This is a genomic window from Pelagibius sp. Alg239-R121 (genome assembly GCF_947331435.1).
Taxonomy (GTDB): domain Bacteria; phylum Pseudomonadota; class Alphaproteobacteria; order Kiloniellales; family Kiloniellaceae; genus Denitrobaculum.
On record NZ_CAMZOF010000010.1, the window covers coordinates 95807 to 112986 of the forward strand.

15 protein-coding genes are annotated in these 17180 nt (G+C 57.5%); 9 read left to right on the forward strand and 6 right to left on the reverse strand.

The genetic code is table 11. The annotated features are described in order from the left end of the window. Positions 1–3 precede the first annotated feature (3 nt). From QMZ18_RS28545 to fbaA, 3 genes are all read left to right on the forward strand, one after another. On the forward strand, positions 4–1716 hold the full coding sequence (locus QMZ18_RS28545; RefSeq protein WP_282609804.1) for an NAD(P)H-dependent oxidoreductase subunit E: 1713 nt from the start codon (positions 4–6) through the stop codon (positions 1714–1716). 17 nt (positions 1717–1733) lie between these two features. Beyond that, entirely contained in the window at positions 1734–4499 is a 2766-nt protein-coding gene (fdhF, locus tag QMZ18_RS28550; RefSeq protein WP_282609805.1) for a formate dehydrogenase subunit alpha, read from the forward strand. 272 nt (positions 4500–4771) lie between these two features. Beyond that, entirely contained in the window at positions 4772–5863 is a 1092-nt protein-coding gene (gene fbaA, locus QMZ18_RS28555; protein ID WP_282609806.1) for a class II fructose-bisphosphate aldolase, read from the forward strand. A gap of 103 nt (positions 5864–5966) precedes the next feature. Here the strand turns inward: fbaA and QMZ18_RS28560 are convergent, their stop codons facing one another. Beyond that, complete coding sequence (locus tag QMZ18_RS28560) at positions 5967–7388, reverse strand: sodium:alanine symporter family protein (RefSeq protein ID WP_282609807.1); 1422 nt, start codon at positions 7386–7388, stop codon at positions 5967–5969. Positions 7389–7704: 316 nt separating this feature from the next. On the opposite strand from QMZ18_RS28560, the gene QMZ18_RS28565 reads away from it, so the two are divergent. Further along, a complete protein-coding gene (locus QMZ18_RS28565) occupies positions 7705–7965 on the forward strand; it encodes a YdcH family protein (RefSeq protein ID WP_282609808.1) in 261 nt (86 codons plus the stop codon). Positions 7966–8012: 47 nt separating this feature from the next. Here the strand turns inward: QMZ18_RS28565 and QMZ18_RS28570 are convergent, their stop codons facing one another. Together QMZ18_RS28570 and QMZ18_RS28575 are read right to left on the reverse strand one after the other, a co-directional pair. Continuing rightward, positions 8013–8450: a GFA family protein gene (locus QMZ18_RS28570; protein WP_282609809.1), complete on the reverse strand. Its 438-nt coding sequence runs from the start codon at positions 8448–8450 to the stop codon at positions 8013–8015. Between the two features lie 32 nt (positions 8451–8482). Further along, entirely contained in the window at positions 8483–9283 is an 801-nt protein-coding gene (locus QMZ18_RS28575; RefSeq protein WP_282609810.1) for a CmcJ/NvfI family oxidoreductase, read from the reverse strand. A 158-nt stretch (positions 9284–9441) separates the two neighbouring features. Here QMZ18_RS28575 and gcvA point away from each other — a divergent pair, with 158 nt between their 5' ends. Next, the gene (gene gcvA, locus QMZ18_RS28580) at positions 9442–10383 is read left to right on the forward strand and encodes a transcriptional regulator GcvA (protein ID WP_282609811.1); all 942 of its coding nucleotides are present in this window, start codon (positions 9442–9444) and stop codon (positions 10381–10383) included. A gap of 410 nt (positions 10384–10793) precedes the next feature. Here gcvA and QMZ18_RS28585 read toward each other — a convergent pair whose 3' ends face one another. Then, positions 10794–11030 carry a DUF1127 domain-containing protein gene (locus QMZ18_RS28585; protein WP_282609812.1) on the reverse strand — a complete coding sequence of 79 codons (237 nt, stop codon included), beginning with the start codon at positions 11028–11030 and terminating at the stop codon, positions 10794–10796. Between the two features lie 608 nt (positions 11031–11638). Between QMZ18_RS28585 and QMZ18_RS28590 the strand changes: the two genes are divergently transcribed. Together QMZ18_RS28590 and QMZ18_RS28595 are read left to right on the forward strand one after the other, a co-directional pair. Then, positions 11639–12157 (forward strand): GNAT family N-acetyltransferase, encoded by a 519-nt coding sequence (locus QMZ18_RS28590; RefSeq protein ID WP_282609813.1) that lies wholly within the window; start codon positions 11639–11641, stop codon positions 12155–12157. Between the two features lie 134 nt (positions 12158–12291). After that, positions 12292–12927 (forward strand): class I SAM-dependent methyltransferase, encoded by a 636-nt coding sequence (locus QMZ18_RS28595; protein ID WP_282609814.1) that lies wholly within the window; start codon positions 12292–12294, stop codon positions 12925–12927. 260 nt (positions 12928–13187) lie between these two features. Here the strand turns inward: QMZ18_RS28595 and mobA are convergent, their stop codons facing one another. Then, entirely contained in the window at positions 13188–13859 is a 672-nt protein-coding gene (mobA, locus tag QMZ18_RS28600) for a molybdenum cofactor guanylyltransferase MobA (RefSeq protein WP_282609815.1), read from the reverse strand. Next, complete coding sequence (gene fdhD / locus QMZ18_RS28605) at positions 13843–14724, reverse strand: formate dehydrogenase accessory sulfurtransferase FdhD (protein ID WP_282609999.1); 882 nt, start codon at positions 14722–14724, stop codon at positions 13843–13845. Before fdhD ends, mobA begins: the two co-directional genes overlap by 17 nt. Before the next feature lie 391 nt (positions 14725–15115). Here fdhD and QMZ18_RS28610 point away from each other — a divergent pair, with 391 nt between their 5' ends. Both QMZ18_RS28610 and moaA read left to right on the forward strand, forming a co-directional pair. After that, on the forward strand, positions 15116–16000 hold the full coding sequence (locus QMZ18_RS28610) for a C40 family peptidase (protein ID WP_282609816.1): 885 nt from the start codon (positions 15116–15118) through the stop codon (positions 15998–16000). A gap of 128 nt (positions 16001–16128) precedes the next feature. Then, entirely contained in the window at positions 16129–17133 is a 1005-nt protein-coding gene (moaA, locus tag QMZ18_RS28615) for a GTP 3',8-cyclase MoaA (RefSeq protein WP_322097379.1), read from the forward strand. The last annotated feature ends 47 nt before the right edge of the window (positions 17134–17180 follow it).

A 17180-nucleotide genomic window follows, 5' to 3' on the forward strand; every position in this document is an offset into this window, starting at 1 on the left:
AAAATGGTTCAGAGCGTAGAGCGCGGCACGGAAGGTTCCGGCCCACAGATTCATCCGGGGTCCGGGCGGCGGAAAGCACCGGCCTTCAACAAGGGGCGGCAGCTCGATCCAAAGGACCTCGATGAGATCCTGGATCTGCTTGACGAGCGCTCGACCCAGCGGGACCTGCTGATCGAGCATCTGCATCTGATCCAGGACCATTTCGGCAGCCTGAAGGCAGGGCATCTGCAGGCCCTGGCCGATATCATGAAGCTGCCGATGTCCGAGGTTTACGAGGTCGCCTCCTTCTACGCCCACTTCGACATCGTTCAGGACGGCGAAAAGGTCGATCACGAGATTACCGTCCGGGTCTGCGACAGCCTGACCTGCGAACTGAAGGGCGCCCAGGCTCTGCTGGAAGGCCTGAAGGCCAACAGCGGCGCCTCCGTCCGAGTGGTGCGCGCGCCCTGCATGGGACGCTGCGATACCGCGCCGGTTGCCGAGGTCGGGCACCATCATGTCGACCATGCCGACGTGGAAAACATCACGGAAGCAGTAGATTCCAAACATATTCACCCGGAAATTCCAGCCTACACCGACCTTGAGGCCTACCAGAAAGACGGCGGCTACAGCCTGCTGCGCGATTGCCTGTCGGGGCAGAAGACCCCCGATGAGTTGATCAAGGTGATGGAAGATTCAGGCCTGCGCGGCCTGGGTGGCGCGGGCTTTCCCTCCGGCCTGAAGTGGAAAATCGTCCGCCAGCAGCCGAAACCGCGCCTTTTTGCCATCAACGGCGACGAAGGCGAGCCCGGCACCTTCAAGGACCGCTATTATCTGGAGACGGATCCGCACCGCTTTTTGGAGGGGATGCTGGTCGCTGCCTGGGTCACCGAAGTCGAGACCGTCTACGTTTATATCCGCGACGAATATCCCGCGGTGATCGAGATCCTGCGGCGGGAGATCGCCAAACTGGAGACCGCGGGCCTGACCGGCGGGCGTCGGATTGAAGTGCGCCGGGGTGCAGGGGCTTACATCTGCGGTGAAGAGTCTGCCATGATCGAATCGATCGAGGGCAAGCGTGGCCTCCCCCGCCATAAACCGCCCTTCCCCTCGGAAAAGGGCCTCTTCGGCCTGCCGACTCTGACCCACAACGTCGAGACGGTCTTCTGGGTCAGGGATCTGGTCGAGCGCGGCCCGGACTGGTTCTCCTCTCAAGGACGTAACGGCCGCAAGGGCCTCCGGTCCTTTTCGGTCTCTGGCCGCGTGAAGTCTCCCGGCGTCAAACTGGCGCCGGCAGGTATCACCGTACGCGAACTGATCGAGGAATATTGTGATGGAATGGCGGACGGCCATGCCTTCAAAGGATATTTGCCTGGCGGTGCTTCAGGCGGTGTTCTCCCCGCGTCCATGGGCGATATCCCGCTGGATTTCGGGACACTGGAGGAGTACGGCAGCTTCATCGGTTCCGCCGCGGTGGTTATCCTGTCGGACCAGGACAATATGAAGGATGTGGCCCTGAATCTGATGCGCTTCTTCGAAGACGAAAGCTGCGGTCAGTGTACGCCCTGCCGTAACGGCACCGAAAAAGCGGTCAAGCTGATGTCGGCGCCAAGCTGGGACAAGGATCTGCTGAACGATCTCTCGCAGGTCATGACCGATGCTTCGATCTGCGGTCTGGGCCAGGCGGCGCCCAACCCGCTTCTCACCGTGATGAAATACTTTCCGGAGGACGTATGATGTCCGGAGGAAACGAAATGACTTCAGCAATCACCTTTAATCTGAACGGCCAGGACGTCACTGCACAGGATGGCGAGACCATCTGGCAGGTCGCCCAACGCCAGGGCGTGGAAATTCCGCACCTTTGCTATTCGCCGGAACCCGGCTACCGGGAAGACGGCAACTGCCGCGCCTGTATGGTGGAGATCGAGGGCGAACGCACGCTCGCTGCCTCCTGTATCCGCACACCAAGCGAAGGCATGAAGGTCAATACCGCCAGCGACCGGGCCAAGAAATCCCGCGAACTGGTGTTCGAACTCCTGGTCGCCGATCAGCCGGCCCGCGATGTCGCGCATGACCCGGATTCCAAATTCTGGAACTGGGCTTCCGACATCGGTGTCACCGAGAGCCGCTTTCCGGCCCGCGAAGGCCATGCACCCGACGTGACCCACACCGCCATGTCCGTGCATCTGGACGCCTGCATCAATTGTGGCCTCTGTGTGCGCGCCTGCCGTGAAGTCCAGGTCAACGACGTGATCGGCATGGCGTACCGGGGCGGTCATGCGAAGGTCATCTTCGATTTTGATGCAGCTATGGGCGAGAGCACCTGTGTCGCCTGTGGCGAGTGTGTCCAGGCCTGCCCGACCGGTGCACTGATGGAGTCCTCGCTGCTGAATGACCAGGGCGTGCGTACGGAGTTCGAGGAACGCGACGTCGATACGCTCTGTCCTTTCTGCGGCGTCGGCTGTCAGACCACGGCCCACGTGAAGGACGACAAGATCATCTCGGTCGACGGCCGAGACGGCCCGGCCAACGAAAACCGCCTCTGCGTCAAAGGGCGGTTCGGGTATGACTATATCGATCACGCGGGACGCCTGACCAAACCGCTGATCCGCCGGGACGACGCGCCAAAAGATTGGCAGGCCCAGATGCGTGACGGCGACTACAGCGCCGTCTTCCGCGAAGCGACCTGGGAAGAGGCACTGGAGCGTGCGACGACAGGCTTGAAGAAGACCAGAGACGAGCATGGCCCCTTCTCCATGGCCGGATTCGGTTCGGCCAAAGGTTCCAACGAAGAGGCCTATCTGTTTCAGAAGCTCGTGCGGACTGGTTTCGGCAGCAACAACGTCGACCACTGTACGCGGCTTTGTCATGCCTCCTCTGTTGCCGCTTTGATGGAAACAGTCGGGTCGGGAGCGGTTTCGGCCCCCTTCACGGCAATCGACGACGCCGAATGCGCCATTGTGATCGGCGCTCGGCCAGCGCAGAATCACCCGGTTGCCGCGACCTATTTCAAGCGGGCAGCAAAACGCGGCACCAAGCTGATCATCATGGATCCGCGTGGCCAGAACCTTTCGCGCTACGCGACGTACACTCTGCAGTTCAAACCGGGACGCGATGTCGCCCTTCTGAACGCCATGCTGCATACGATCATCGAGGAAGATCTCTACGATAAGCAGTATGTTCAAGCGAATACCGAGGGCTTCGAAGATCTTCAGGAGCGGGTCAAGGACTACTCGCCGGAAGCAATGGAAGAGGTTTGCGGCATCGATGCAACCACGATCCGTGAAGTGGCCAGAACCTATGCCACGGCCCGCACCTCGCTCATCTTCTGGGGCATGGGCATTTCCCAGCACACCCACGGTACCGATAACTCGCGCTGCCTGATCTCATTGGCCCTGATCACCGGTCAGGTCGGCCGTCCTGGCACCGGACTGCATCCGCTGCGTGGTCAGAACAACGTGCAGGGCGCCTCCGACGCCGGACTGATCCCGATGTTCTATCCGGACTATCGTTCGGTCGAAAAGGACGAGGTGCGCGAATCCATCGAATCCTTCTGGGGTAAACCCATGGATCCGAAACGCGGTTTGACGGTGGTCGAGACCATCAATGCGATCCACGACGGCAAGGTGAAGGCCATGTACATCATGGGCGAGAACCCGGCCATGTCGGATCCGGACCAGAACCACGCCCGGCAGGCGCTGGCGATGCTGGATCACCTGGTGGTGCAGGACATCTTCATGACCGAGACCGCCTGGCACGCCGACGTCATTCTGCCGGCATCCGCCCATGCGGAAAAAACCGGCACCTTCACCAACACCAACCGGCAGGTACAGCTCGCCCGCCAGGTCGTACCGCCGCCGGGCGAAGCCCGACAGGACTGGTGGATCACCCAGGCGCTGGCGCAGGGCATCGGACTGGATTGGAGTTACCTGCATCCCAAAGATGTTTTCGCGGAGATGGCCCAGGTTATGCCCTCCCTGAACAACATCACCTGGGACCGGCTGGACCGCGAAGATGCTGTCACCTACCCCTGTGATGATCCAGGCAACCCGGGCAACGAAATCATCTTCGTCAATGGCTTCCCGACGGCCAGTGGGCGCGGCAAGATCGTGCCTGCCAAGCTGATCCCGCCCGACGAGCTGCCGGACGATGATTACCCCATGGTGCTGACCACGGGACGGATGCTGGAACATTGGCACACGGGTGCCATGACCCGACGCGCCACCACCCTGGATATGCTGGAGCCGGAAGCGATCGTCATGATCAACGCCAGGGATATCCTGCGCATGGGCGCCCAGCCCGGTGATCAGGTCCAGGTCCAGACCCGGCGCGGCACGATCCTGCTGAAAATCCGCCAGGATGGAGATGTCCCGGAAGGCATGCTCTTCATTCCCTTCTGCTTTGCAGAGGCGGCGGCCAATGTGCTCACCAACCCGCAACTGGATCCCTTCGGCAAGATCCCGGAGTTCAAATTCTGCGCGGCAAGGATCGAACCAATTCAAGCAGTTGCGGCCGAATAAGGGCGGCGCCTAAAGCGCACTGCGAAAGGCCTGGAAGGGATTTTGTTCGCACAGAAATGTTCTGTGGACAATTCGCCCAACGATTTGTAAAGGTCTTGTCGTAATATTCGCGTATCACAAGACACGTTGGAATCGCGTGCGTGGCCGCCTCCGGTCGGATAAGTTCCGACCGCCGGCGGAATCCGCCCGGCTCCGAATAACGCGTGGTTCACCGTTAACGGCTTCCGAAGGAACGGGGCTGGCGGTCGGACCACAGGGAAAATGGGGTTAAGATGTCAGCAGTAACTTCAACGAAAACGACCGGCCTCGAAGCGGGTGTGGTCACGGGTTCCGACTACTTGACCCTGGTCAAGGCCTGCAAGGACGGCGGCTATGCCCTGCCCGCGGTCAACGTGGTCAACACGCACGGCATCAATGCCGTGCTCGAAGCCGCCGCCAAAGCCGGGTCGGATGTCATCATTCAGCTTTCAGGCGGTGGTGCGCAGTTCTTTGCCGGTAAAGGCATGAAGGACGGTGAAGCGGCCAAGGTCCTGGGCGCCGTTTCGGCTGCCCGTCATGTGCACACCGTCGCCAAGGCTTACGGCGTCTGCGCCGTCCTGCATACGGATCACGCAAACCGTAAGTTGATTCCCTGGGTCGAGGGTATGATTGCCTTCAGCGAAGAGGAACATGCACGGACCGGCCGACCTCTCTTCTCCTCGCACATGCTCGACCTCTCCGAAGAGCCGATCGAGGAAAACCTAGCGGAATGTGCCCGCATTCTTAAACGCCTGGCCCCGATCGACATGAGCCTGGAGATCGAACTGGGTGTCACAGGCGGCGAGGAAGACGGTGTCGGCCAGGACGTGGATCAGATCGACAACAGCAAACTCTACACGCAGCCTGAAGAGGTCATGCGGGCGCATGAGCTGCTCTCGCCGATCGGTCACTTCTCGGTCGCAGCCGCCTTCGGCAACGTCCACGGCGTCTACAAACCCGGCAATGTGGTGCTTCGCCCCGAAATTCTTGCTCATTCTCAGGAGCTGGCACAGAAAACTCTGGGTGGTTCGGGCAAACACTTCGACTTCGTCTTCCACGGTGGGTCAGGGTCCGAGAAAGCCAAGATCACCGAGGCCGTGGGTTATGGTGTGTTCAAGATGAACATCGACACCGACACCCAGTTCGCCTTCGCCGAAGCAGTCGGCAGTTATGTCGAAGAGAATGCACGGGCCTTTAAGTACCAGATCGACCCGGATACGGATCAGCCCTACAAGAAGCAGTACGATCCGCGCATGTGGACCCGCGCAGGCGAGGTTGCCATCGTCGAGCGCCTGACTCAGGCATTCGAAGATCTGGGTTCAACCGGGAAATCGCTGGCCAGCTAACATCCGGCAGCGGCTAGACGCAAAAGACACGGTCTATCGAAAAGCGGCAGGAGGCATTTCTTCTGCCGCTTTTCTTATGCCCAGATTACAAGAACAGGCCCTCTTAATCGTTGCTCCAGGCCGTGACATCGATATCTAGATCCGAAAACTTTGCCGGATCGAACTCCGGATGCTCCTTGCCTGCCTTCAGTTGGTCCCGGTAGTCGTTGAGGACGCGTAAACCAACCGGAAACAGCATGATGATCGCCAGCAGGTTGACCAGAGCCAATATCCCCATCATGGGATCGGAGAAGAAGAACACCGCGGTGGCCCCCGGTGCGGAAGAGCCCAGGAATACCAGACCGACGATCAGAAGGCGCAGCACATGCCGGGCGATATGGCTCTCGGTGAAGACCGTCAGGGCGTTTTCGCCGAGATAGTAATTGTAGATGATGGAGCTGAAGGCGAAGAGCAGGATCGCTATGGTCAGAAAATACTGACTCCACTCGCCGACATGCGAGACCAGCGATTGCTGAGTCAGGACAACCCCGTCAACACCTTCCGCGCCGGCCACATAGATATCACCGAGCAAAATCACAAAGGCGGTGCAGGAACAGATGATGATGGTGTCGATAAAGACAGACAGCGACTGGACGATTCCCTGGCTGACCGGGTGGCGGACGTAAGCGACAGCCGCGACGTTGGGCGCACTGCCCAGCCCCGCCTCGTTGGAGAAGAGACCACGGCGAAGGCCTTGCGCGATGGCTGCGCCCATACCGCCGCCGACCGCCTCCTCCAGTCCAAAAGCGTTCTTTACAATAAGGCTCAGCACCGCCGGTACTTCGGCGATATTGATCACGACAATGAGCAACGCCAAACCAATGTAACCCACGGCCATGATGGGCACGACGAATTCGGCCACCTGGGCGATACGTTTGATGCCGCCGTAAACCACCAGTCCTGTCAAAACAGCAAGCCCGATTCCGCTCCACAACCTGTCGATACCAAGGCTGTCCTGCATTGCTCCGGCGACTGTGTTGCCTTGAAAGGCATTAAACCCAAGGCCAAAAGCGGCAATCAGGGAGATCGCATAGATGACGGCCAGCCAGTTAAACTGCCTACCCAAACCATGGAGAATATATTGCGCCGGACCGCCCCTGTAAGTGCCGTCTTCATCGCTGCGCTTGAAGACCTGAGCCAGCGAGCACTCGAACAGGCTGGTCGCCATTCCAACCAGCGCAATGGCCCACATCCAGAAAACCGCGCCGGGTCCGCCTAGAGTGATGGCCACCGCGACACCGGCGATATTGCCACCACCGACCCGACCGCCAACGCTGACCAACAGTGCTTGGAGGGAACTGATGTGACCTTCACCCGGCGGCTGCGTGCCGGGCATCATCACCTGAAACATCCGGCCAAAAAACCTGAACTGAACGAAGCCCGATGCCAAGGTGAAGAAGACGCCTAAGACAACCAGGAACGGGATGAGAGACCATCCCCAGGTACCGTCGCCAATCGCGGTAAATAGGCTTTCCAATAAGCTCATTTGTCTTCCCCCGAATTCTGGTTTTGGTTTCCGTTCGATGCAATTTGATTCGCTGGAACTGATCTGCCGTCGCAGGGTTTTTTGGAGCTAACTTGCCTCAAAAAACAAAAGGCGCGCCGTGTTAAAGTCGGGCTTTTCGACAAGTCTTCGCCATCTCCGGAGATTTACGAGCATGATAGTGCATGACTCTGTTCCCGCGAAACATAAGAAGACTAACTCAACCACCGACTGTCGGGAAGCTTTGAGCCATATCAAGGTCTTCTTTGCCGCATCCGATATGCTTATCCCCAGGCCCCACTAAAAGAAGCGAGACAAGATGTACGGAGAACATCACGACCTGCGGCATGATCTGCCCGAGCACGCCGACGCGATCCACGAGTTGAAAATCGCAGACCAGCATTTCGCAAGGCTTTTCGAGGAATATCACCTTGTCGACCGGGAAATCCGCCGGGTCGAGCAGCAGATCGAGGCGCGGGGCGATACTGCGATGGAGGACCTCAAGAAGCAGCGGATCCTTCTTAAGGATGAGTTGCTTGCCATGATCCGAATCCATGAAAGCAGCGAACTCGCCGAATAGCCTCACGCCAACCGATTATGATGGGGCTGTTCGGACTTGCACAGCGGTCAAGTTTCCCCAGGCTTGGGCGTCAGATGTTCGATATCTTCCTGTGCGATTGCCGGCAGCCCATCTGAGAGCTCGAAATAGTCAGCTTTCGTCTGCACGTGGATGTGACACTCCATGTGAAGACCTGTCGGCTGGTCAAGCGTCCCGGCCATAATGGAAAACAGTTCATTGCCGTGGCGCCGCCAGAACAGGCTGCTGCCGCAGTTTTTGCAAAAGGCGCGGCTGGCGGTATCGGACGAACGATACCATGCCAGCCCGTCCTCATGTTTCAAGTGCAGATGTTGCCAGTAACCTTGTGTCGCGGCAACGTAGTGCCCAGAGGTCTTTTGGCATTGCCTGCAGTGACAACCAACAACCGGCCGCAAAGGACCGGCGATCTCGTAGGTGACGGCACCACAGAGGCAGCTCCCACTGTATACTTTTCGCTCGCTCGTCATAACTTCCCCCCTGCTAGACGTCCTCATTCAAGCTACAGATCGAAGAACGCCATCGTGCGTATTTCGATCGATTTGCGCGGCGGCACGCCTTCTGCCGAGCGCGGCAGTTCGAAGGCCGTGTGCGGACTGTACTTTGCTGTACCGTCATCGGCTGAGTCGTACCCCTTGATCAGCAACACTTCATCCGGGGTCATTTCAGGGAAATGGAACCAGCGGTGCCCGGGGTTGTAGGCGAGGCTAAAGATCTCCCCGACACGGTCCGTATAGACCAGGTCCGTCGCGACCAGATCCTTCGGGGCGACCGTGCGGGCATCGACCAACGCCAGCGGAGAGGTTTGAACCACGTTCTCCAAGGGGCGCCAGACATTAATCTGGGCAATACGGCCCTCCAGAGCTTTTGCGGCGCGCGCTTCGCCAAGAAGATCGATGGTCCGCTGGGCAACCGATTTCGGCGTGTAGTCATTGTGGGCATGGCGGGCAGGCCGGCGAAGGCCGTCACGCTCATCATCGATTCGGGTCGTGTGGTCAAACGGGATCACCACTTCAGCACCGGTCAGTTCTTTCACCAAAGACGCAGTTTCCGCAAAATAGTGCGACTCGATTTCGTCGCTATCGCTGAAATCCCGAACCGACGTCGGATGCTTGAGCAGAGCAAAGCCTGCGCGGTCCAAAGACGGGGTTTCGGCAAGGGCACGGGCGTTGAAGATAGGTACGGGCCGCGTGATGTAATCCGCTGTCCGGGCCGGATTATCACCCGCTTCACCGATATGAATGGCGGGCTTGACAGCATCGTCAACTATATAGCTAACCTTACCAATAACATTGTCCAACATTATCTTTCTCCTCAGCTCTTCCCAAAGATCCAGCAGGCATATTCCCGCATTCTCTTTTCTTTTTGAGCGGCGTAGATACCTAAGATGTGTTCGGATTGGACCAGGAACAAACGAGTTTTGATTTACAATTTATTAGAAAATCTATTCAATAAATCGATATGAAACGCCACCTACCCCCTCTGAACAGCCTGCGCGCCTTTGAGGCAGCAGCCCGGCATCTCAGCTTTCGTCAGGCAGCGGAGGAGCTAAACGTCACACCTGCCGCCATCAGCCAGCAGATTAAACAGCTCGAAGCCACCTTATCTGTGGAGCTCTTTACGCGGACCACACGCGCCCTGGCATTGACTGATGCGGCTGAAGCGGCGCTACCGGAAATAAGAAACGGCTTCGACAGCCTTGATGGCGGCGTGCGCACCCTGCGCGCGCAGCGTGACGGCGGGATCCTGACGGTGAGTGTCAGCCCTTCCTTTGGCATGCGGTGGCTGTTGCCGCGGCTCGAACGCTTTCGTCAAACCTATCCAGACATTGATGTCCGCATCGATGCCTCTAACCAATTGACCGATTTCGGTCGAGGCGGTGTAGACGTCGCCCTGCGGTACGGTCGCGGTAACTATAAGGGTTTGACGAGCGAACGCCTGATTACCGATATCGCCTTTCCGGTCTGCAGTCCGAACTTGTTGCCCGATCCGCAACAGCTTCTAGAGCCGGAAGACCTTCACAATCACGCCTTGCTCCATGTCGACTGGGTGATGGAAAGTGAATCTGCCCCGACCTGGGCAAGATGGCTGCAGCGAGCCAACATCACGGACATCGATACCCGTGGCGGACTGAGGTTTTCAATGGACGATATGGCGGTAAGTGCGGCCATCAGCGGTCTCGGGATCGTAGTTGCCGCCCGCGCCTTTGTCGTTGCGGACCTTGCCGCTGGTAGATTGGTAAAGCCGTTTTCAAGCGAGTTGGATATGCCGACGGAATTTCATCACTATGCCGTCTATCCGGCGCAGAAGGCAGCACAGCCGAAGGTCAGCGCTTTCCTCGATTGGGTCCGAGGTGAGGTTTCACTTGATGCCGAGTTGTATGATTCGCTCGATTTGGGATGAGTGCCGCCCGTTTCGCCTTCATGGGTTTTACCCCCTGCGCCCAACCTCTGCCCCAATTGGCTGGACAGCTTTTGCACTGAGCAGAGCTCTCCGCGCGCTGACTTGCGTGAATCAAAAACCGGCACGGATAAAATCCAGTGCCGGTTTTTTCTGAACACCCTGTTTAGCAGGCGTTGTGTAATCGCCGTTTGCCCAAGATGTTTTGGTTAGGTGTTTCGACTGCCGTCGATGATCAAGTGCCATTAGGCAAACACAGTGACGATTAGACCTACGATAACCAGCGCAGCAACATAGCCGAGGCCGGTGCGGGTTACGACACCACCCAAATCTCCGGAGAGGTACATATCACGATCCTTTTTGCATTTAGTGGCGCGCTCGTTCAGCAACGCCGAAGTTAAACCGAGCCGCATTTAGGCGGCGTGGGCACCGGATTGAATGGAAACCCGGCGGCCGTAGCGCGAAGCACCGACCGGATAAGCTTCATTCACGATCCGAGCGATATCGGCACGCGACAGGCCAATGTCGTTAAGAGCGCGGTTGTCCATGGACTCCATGTCACGGCGAAGTTCGTTGCGCTTCTGCAGGCGCCACAGCGGATCGATCACATAAGCGTTGATAACACCGCGAAGGCCAAAGTTCTCAGTCATTGTTTCTACTCCATAAAAAACTGCGATTTCGCAGCTGCACAGTGATCCGTATTTCTTTCTTTTCTGTGATATTTTCAAGACCAATCCGCATGAAATGTTGCATTGCAGTATTGCGGTTCCTGCATAGCAGAGAAAAGCCCAGGAAAACCGCCATTTTCCTATGGTTAACAAAAGCTTACCGGATATTTCCAATCACTGCTGTGAAGACCGTGTTATGCAGTCAGAACCTGGGAGCTATTCAGCAATGGAATGACTGCCGGCCTTCCCCCTCTCCGGCGCCCAGATCGGCTTACTGGATAATGCCGTTCCAGCGAATCATCTCCTCGCTCGAACCCGGCACAGGCAACTGAAGGTTCCTCCGTCAATCCAGATTCGTTCGCTGACGTCGGGGTCGCCGTGGGCTTTTACTGCGGTATGGCTACATCGGATTGCTGCGGGAACGGATCTAAAAGAGGTACAAATTGCCGGCTCTCCTGGTGGGTATGGCATCCGGTACGGTGACGTACCGGAGCGACAGCTGAGGCGGGGTCTCACTCAACCTACACTTTGCGCCCGGAGGGTCTCAGACGCTATAAGACCGGCGGCCAAAACGATAGAAGATTGCCGCCGTGAACAAATCTCAACTCGACATCCGCGCTGTTGGATCCACCGGCGACCTGGAGTTAGTGGTAAATCTCTGCAACGCCTTTCGCGCCTGGTTAACCGAACGCTATCCGGAACATGACTGGGCCAGTGATCCCTTCTATGGCCCCACGCGCTGGGCTGAGCTGATGACCAGGCTGAAGGAACTCCATGCACCGCCGGAAGGTACAATTCTGCTGGCAACTCTCGCTGGCCGGGCCGCTGGTTGTGTTATGCTGCAACAGCTAGCGCCGCAGATTTGTGAAATGAAGCGGTTGTTCGTGCTTCCCGAATGCCGGGGCCTGGCCGTCGGACAAAAGCTCTGTGGACGCCTGATTGAAGATGCCGCCGCACTGGGATATCGAACCATGCGGCTGGATACTGGCGTGCGGCACCATGAAGCGCAGGCGTTATACCGTTCTCTCGGCTTCCAAGAGATCGCCCCCTACTATGATTGCCCTGAAGAACTGCGTGATCTCATGTTGTTTATGGAGCGGTCACTCTAGGTTGGGAACCGGTAGATATGAGGGCTGCTCATTAGTTTGACGGTCTTCGTCAAAAACGATGGCGCGCGAGTCCTGAGTTTCATCACAGCACTGGCTGCAGTAAGCTGAGGGAACTTTCAACTGGATCAAATCACATGGCAGACGGAACCAGCGAAACCCCACTTGCAAGCATCTATGAGACCGGCGACGAAGCCGCGCTGGAGGCCGAGTACGACAAATGGTCGGACAGTTACGATGCCGATACTGCCGCTGGCGGCTATCGCTTCCCCTTTCTGGTGGCAGGTTTCGTGGCCCGCTATATACAATCGCTCGACGCACCAATCCTGGATGCCGGCGCCGGAACGGGGCTTGGTGGCGAAAGTCTCGCCATTCTCGGCTACCGCAACCTGACCGCCATCGATCTCTCTCAGAAGATGCTGGACCGAGCAGTGCCTCTTGGTGCCTACAAACATCTGGAACGGATGAAGCTCGGCGATGCCTTGGGGTTCGAAGACAATTGCTTTGAAGGTGTCATCTCGACCGGCGTCTTTACCGAGGGCCATGCGCCGACATCCAGCTTCGACGAATTGATCCGGGTCACGCGGCCCGGCGGGTACATTATCTTTACCGTCCGCGACAACGTCTATCGGGATAAGGGTTTCCAACAGAAACAGGAAGAGCTCACCGCCGCTGGCAGGTGGAAGCTGGTTGAGAAAACCGAGCCCGTTCGCGCCTATACCGTCGGCGAGCCCCACATCCGCGGCTTTTTCTTTATCTATCAGGTCGTTTGACGCGGACCTCAACTAACAAGCGCCTGCTTATTCGCAGCGCCTCACTCGGCAACCATGGCCCCGCATCGGGCATGGTGCAGATTGCTGTTGAGCGTTCGCAAGATCACCGCGCATCAGTACAGGTGGCATTTCTTGAAGGGAATGCTGTAAATTCTGCCAATCGCCAATGCACTGTTGATGCCGTCAAGCCTCTCTGCTCACCCATCGCCGGCTCGACATTCCCAAAAATCCTGTCAGCCAGATTTTGTCATCGACCAGGCTCAAATTCCTGCGATTTCGGCGAAAGCCTCGGCCTGAACAAGATCATCAGGGCGGTTGGTGTTGAAAAAGGGATCGAGCGGCCCCTGCCCTGTTTCAATCAAATCAAACTGAACCGGGATAAGGCGATGCCGGGCGGTCCAGAGATCGACTTTACGTAAACCTTCTTCGACAACAGCTTTCCTCAGGTCCTCCCGAAGCGACATCGACCAGAGACCGAATACCGGATGGCTGCGGCCGTTGGATTCGGCGCAGGCCAAACTGGCGCGCGCCTCATCGGTTGCCGTCAGCATGCGCACGACCATGTCTTTGGGAAAGAATGGCGCGTCACTGGCAAAGCTCGCCATCCAATCAGCTTCGGGTGCCTGGGCGGCAACCCAATCCATCCCGGTCAATATACCCGCAAGGGGTCCGGCAAAGCCTTCGATCACATCCGCAGCAATCGGCAGGCCGTAGCTGGCGAAGCGTGCCGGATCGCCGTTGGCGTTCAGAACCAGAGGCCGGGCTTGAGACTCTGCGCGTTCGATGATCTGAGAAAGGATGGCTTTGCCGCCCAAAGGCCGCAGGCATTTGTCACCGCCCCCCATACGCCTGGACTGGCCACCGGCAAGGATGATTCCAGCCACTGAGGCTGGTTTTTTCTGAGAAGCGGCCATTTCAGGAGGCATGGTCATCGCGGCTCGACTTGCGTTGATGGCGTTTGTCTTCGTCGTCTGAGCCGGCGTTATCGAAATCATGCTCGATCCGGTCCTGCCCTGACAGCGCGAGAAAACGTTTACCCTTTGAACGGCCGATCAAGGTCAATCCGGCCTGCCGCGCCAGATCCACACCCCACGCGGTAAAGCCGGATCGCGAAACCAGAATCGGAATGCCCATCTGGACGGTTTTGATGACCATCTCCGAAGTCAGGCGGCCGGTCGTGTAGAATATCTTGTCGTGCGCCTCGATCCCCTTCAGGAACATATAGCCGGCAATCTTATCCACGGCGTTATGGCGACCGACATCCTCCATATAGAGTAGCGGCCGGTCCTTGATGCAAAGGGCACAGCCATGAATGGCTCCCGCCTCCAGATAAAGGCTCGGCACCGAGTTGATCTTGCGGTTGAGACTGTTGAGCCAGGAGGTCTTAAGCATTGCATCGCCGGGCAATTTTACGTCTTCGAACTTTTCCATCAGATCGCCGAAAACCGTGCCTTGGGCACAACCCGAAGTCCGGGTCTTTTTCTTCAGCTTTTCTTCGTAATCGGTTTCCCGCTCGGTGCGCACCACAACAAGCTCCAACTCCTCGTCGTAGTCTATTGCCGTGATAACGTCATCGGACCGAAGCATGTTCTGGTTCAGCAGATAACCGACCGCCAGATAGTCGGGATAATCGTTGATTGTCATCATCGTGACAATTTCCTGACCGTTCAGGAACAGAGTCAGCGGACGCTCGACCACGACCGTAGTCTCAATTGCGTTGCCATCCTGGTCGATACCGGAAATCCGTTCCGTCAGGCGGGGGTCGGCAGGATCGGGCCGCACGAGAAACTCATTCAAAAGGGCGGGATCCTTAAGCTTGGCTCGCCCTCTCGCGGCGGTCTGTTCGGGACCCGGCTTTCGGTTTTTGTTCGCTTCGACCTGCTCGCCTGAGGAATGACTACCCTTCAAGCACCTTACTCCTCTTTCCTGCTCGTCTGGTCTGAATCGGCGACACAAACAACCAGGCAATGACTGAAGCCGCAATGAGATCACAGACGCCCTCGACCGCACAAGCGAACGCTGCCAGCGCAAGTTACATTGATGCAAATTTGCATCAACGACAAGAAACGTTGCCTCAGAGGGACTATCGGTAGAAATACATCGGCCGGAAAACCGAATTTTCATTACAGAAAGTAGAGAAAGAGGTAAAATTAGGGAAATATTGAGGGCGTATGGAAAAAATACTGTTATGTCAGTTGTTGTAGATCCCAAACTCGACCCCAGGGTCAATTGCTATCGCGAGGACCTTGCCGCCAGCTATTTGGAAGGCAAGATTGCCGGGCGGCGATTCGTGTCCGGCAGGCAGGCGCAGGTCGTGCGCTGTGGCGCCGCGTTGCGCCGGGCTCCAAGCGCTGACAGTCCGCAAGACAGCCAGCTGCTCGCCGGCGAGACGGTGCAGATCTATGACGAAGCTGACGGTTATGCCTGGGTTCAGAGCGAAATTGACGGTTACGTCGGCTATGTGGAACGCACGGCCCTTACGACCTCCGTCACGGAAATAACACATTGCCTAAGTGTCGTTCGGAGCTTTGTTTACCCCGAACCCAACATCAAAACGCCGCCAATGACACAGTTATCCATGGCGGCCTTGGTAGAAGTTACTGATCGATATCAAGGATTTAGTTTGATATCGATCGGAGGCTGGATTTACTCCGATCACTTGATGCAAATCGACAGTCATGTGCCCGATTTCGTCACCACGGCACTACGGTTCCTTGAAATGCCCTACCTTTGGGGCGGCAAGGGCAGTCTGGGGATCGATTGCTCCGGACTGGTGCAGGTTTCGCTCATGCGCAGTGGATTGGCCTGTCCGCGCGATACTTACATGCAGGCCAAGACCGTCGGGATGGAAATTCCCGGAGAAGACGGCAACTTTTCCATGCGGCGCGGCGATTTGATCTACTGGCCGGGCCACGTCGCCATTGTATTGGACCAGGAGACGGTGGTGCACGCATCCGGACATCATATGTTCGTGACAATCGAACCCTGGAAGGACATCGACGAGCGGGTCCGGCGCGAGACAGGCGGTAAGGGAATCGAGGTTCTACGGCGTTTACCGCAGTCTCGCGGCTAAGTTAGCCCACCCTTCCACAGCCTTGCCGGGCGAGAACAGTTTGGTCTTTTCAAGGCATAGACTCCTTGTAAATATTCGTTAAAATGCCGAAGTTAAGCGCGGAAAAGCGCAGAGTACGGGAGCACACCTTGTCGGCGCCATTAATTGATCCTTTCCAACGCACGATTAACTATCTGCGTATTTCGGTAACCGACCGCTGCGACTTCCGCTGCGCCTACTGCATGTCGGAAGACATGTCATTTTTGCCGAAATCCGAGGTCCTGAGCCTGGAAGAGCTGGAACGCCTGAGCTCAACATTCGTGCGGCTCGGCGTAAAGAAGCTCCGGCTGACCGGTGGTGAGCCGCTGGTACGACGCGACATCATGCACCTCTTCAGAGGGCTTTCGCGCCACCTGAAGAGCGGCGAGCTGGAAGAATTGACGGTCACGACCAATGGTAGCCAGTTGACCCGTTTTGCGGATGAAATGGCGGATCTCGGTGTGCGCCGCATTAATGTTTCTCTCGACACGCTCGATCCCCATAAGTTCGCCGCCATCACGCGGTGGGGCAAGTTCGACAAGGTCATGGCCGGCCTTCAAGCCGCCAAACAGGCCGGGCTGAAAGTTAAAATCAACACCGTGGCGCTGAAAGGCGTCAACGACGACGAAATCGACCGCCTGATTTCATGGTGCGGCGACGAAGGTTTCGATCTCACGTTTATCGAAGTCATGCCCATGGGCGACATCGGCAGCGTGGAGCGCGTGGACCAGTACCTGCCACTCACTCAGTTGCGCGCCGGTATCGAGGAAAAATGGACGCTGAACGAAAGCGACCATAAGACCGGTGGCCCCGCCCGCTACGTCGAGGTCATGGAGACTGGACAAAAGATCGGTTTCATTACACCGATGACCCATAACTTCTGCGAAAGCTGCAACAGGGTCCGCTTAACCTGCACCGGCATGCTTTACATGTGCCTAGGGCAGGAAGATGCGGCCGACCTGCGCATTCCCCTGCGGGAAAGCGACGATGACGCGGTTCTCGAAGCCGCGATCCGCGAAGCCATCACGCGCAAACCCAAAGGTCATGATTTCATCATTGACCGGGACCATAAGCAGCCGGCCGTTGGCCGTCACATGAGCGTCACCGGCGGTTAACCCCCTCCGCAGATCACCTCTACCGGAATTGCAACTCGTCAGGCCGA

Excerpts from the sequence above, each read along its gene's own strand:
- mobA (WP_282609815.1), bottom strand. The coding sequence starts at position 13,859 with ATGACCATGCCTCCTGAAATGGCCGCTTCTCAGAAAAAACCAGCCTCA.
- fbaA (WP_282609806.1), top strand. The coding sequence starts at position 4,772 with ATGTCAGCAGTAACTTCAACGAAAACGACCGGCCTCGAAGCGGGTGTG.
- fdhF (WP_282609805.1), top strand. The coding sequence starts at position 1,734 with ATGACTTCAGCAATCACCTTTAATCTGAACGGCCAGGACGTCACTGCA.
- QMZ18_RS28610 (WP_282609816.1), top strand. The coding sequence starts at position 15,116 with ATGTCAGTTGTTGTAGATCCCAAACTCGACCCCAGGGTCAATTGCTAT.
- QMZ18_RS28545 (WP_282609804.1), top strand. The coding sequence starts at position 4 with ATGGTTCAGAGCGTAGAGCGCGGCACGGAAGGTTCCGGCCCACAGATT.
- gcvA (WP_282609811.1), top strand. The coding sequence starts at position 9,442 with ATGAAACGCCACCTACCCCCTCTGAACAGCCTGCGCGCCTTTGAGGCA.
- QMZ18_RS28560 (WP_282609807.1), bottom strand. The coding sequence starts at position 7,388 with ATGAGCTTATTGGAAAGCCTATTTACCGCGATTGGCGACGGTACCTGG.
- QMZ18_RS28565 (WP_282609808.1), top strand. The coding sequence starts at position 7,705 with ATGTACGGAGAACATCACGACCTGCGGCATGATCTGCCCGAGCACGCC.
- QMZ18_RS28595 (WP_282609814.1), top strand. The coding sequence starts at position 12,292 with ATGGCAGACGGAACCAGCGAAACCCCACTTGCAAGCATCTATGAGACC.
- QMZ18_RS28570 (WP_282609809.1), bottom strand. The coding sequence starts at position 8,450 with ATGACGAGCGAGCGAAAAGTATACAGTGGGAGCTGCCTCTGTGGTGCC.
- QMZ18_RS28585 (WP_282609812.1), bottom strand. The coding sequence starts at position 11,030 with ATGACTGAGAACTTTGGCCTTCGCGGTGTTATCAACGCTTATGTGATC.
- QMZ18_RS28575 (WP_282609810.1), bottom strand. The coding sequence starts at position 9,283 with ATGTTGGACAATGTTATTGGTAAGGTTAGCTATATAGTTGACGATGCT.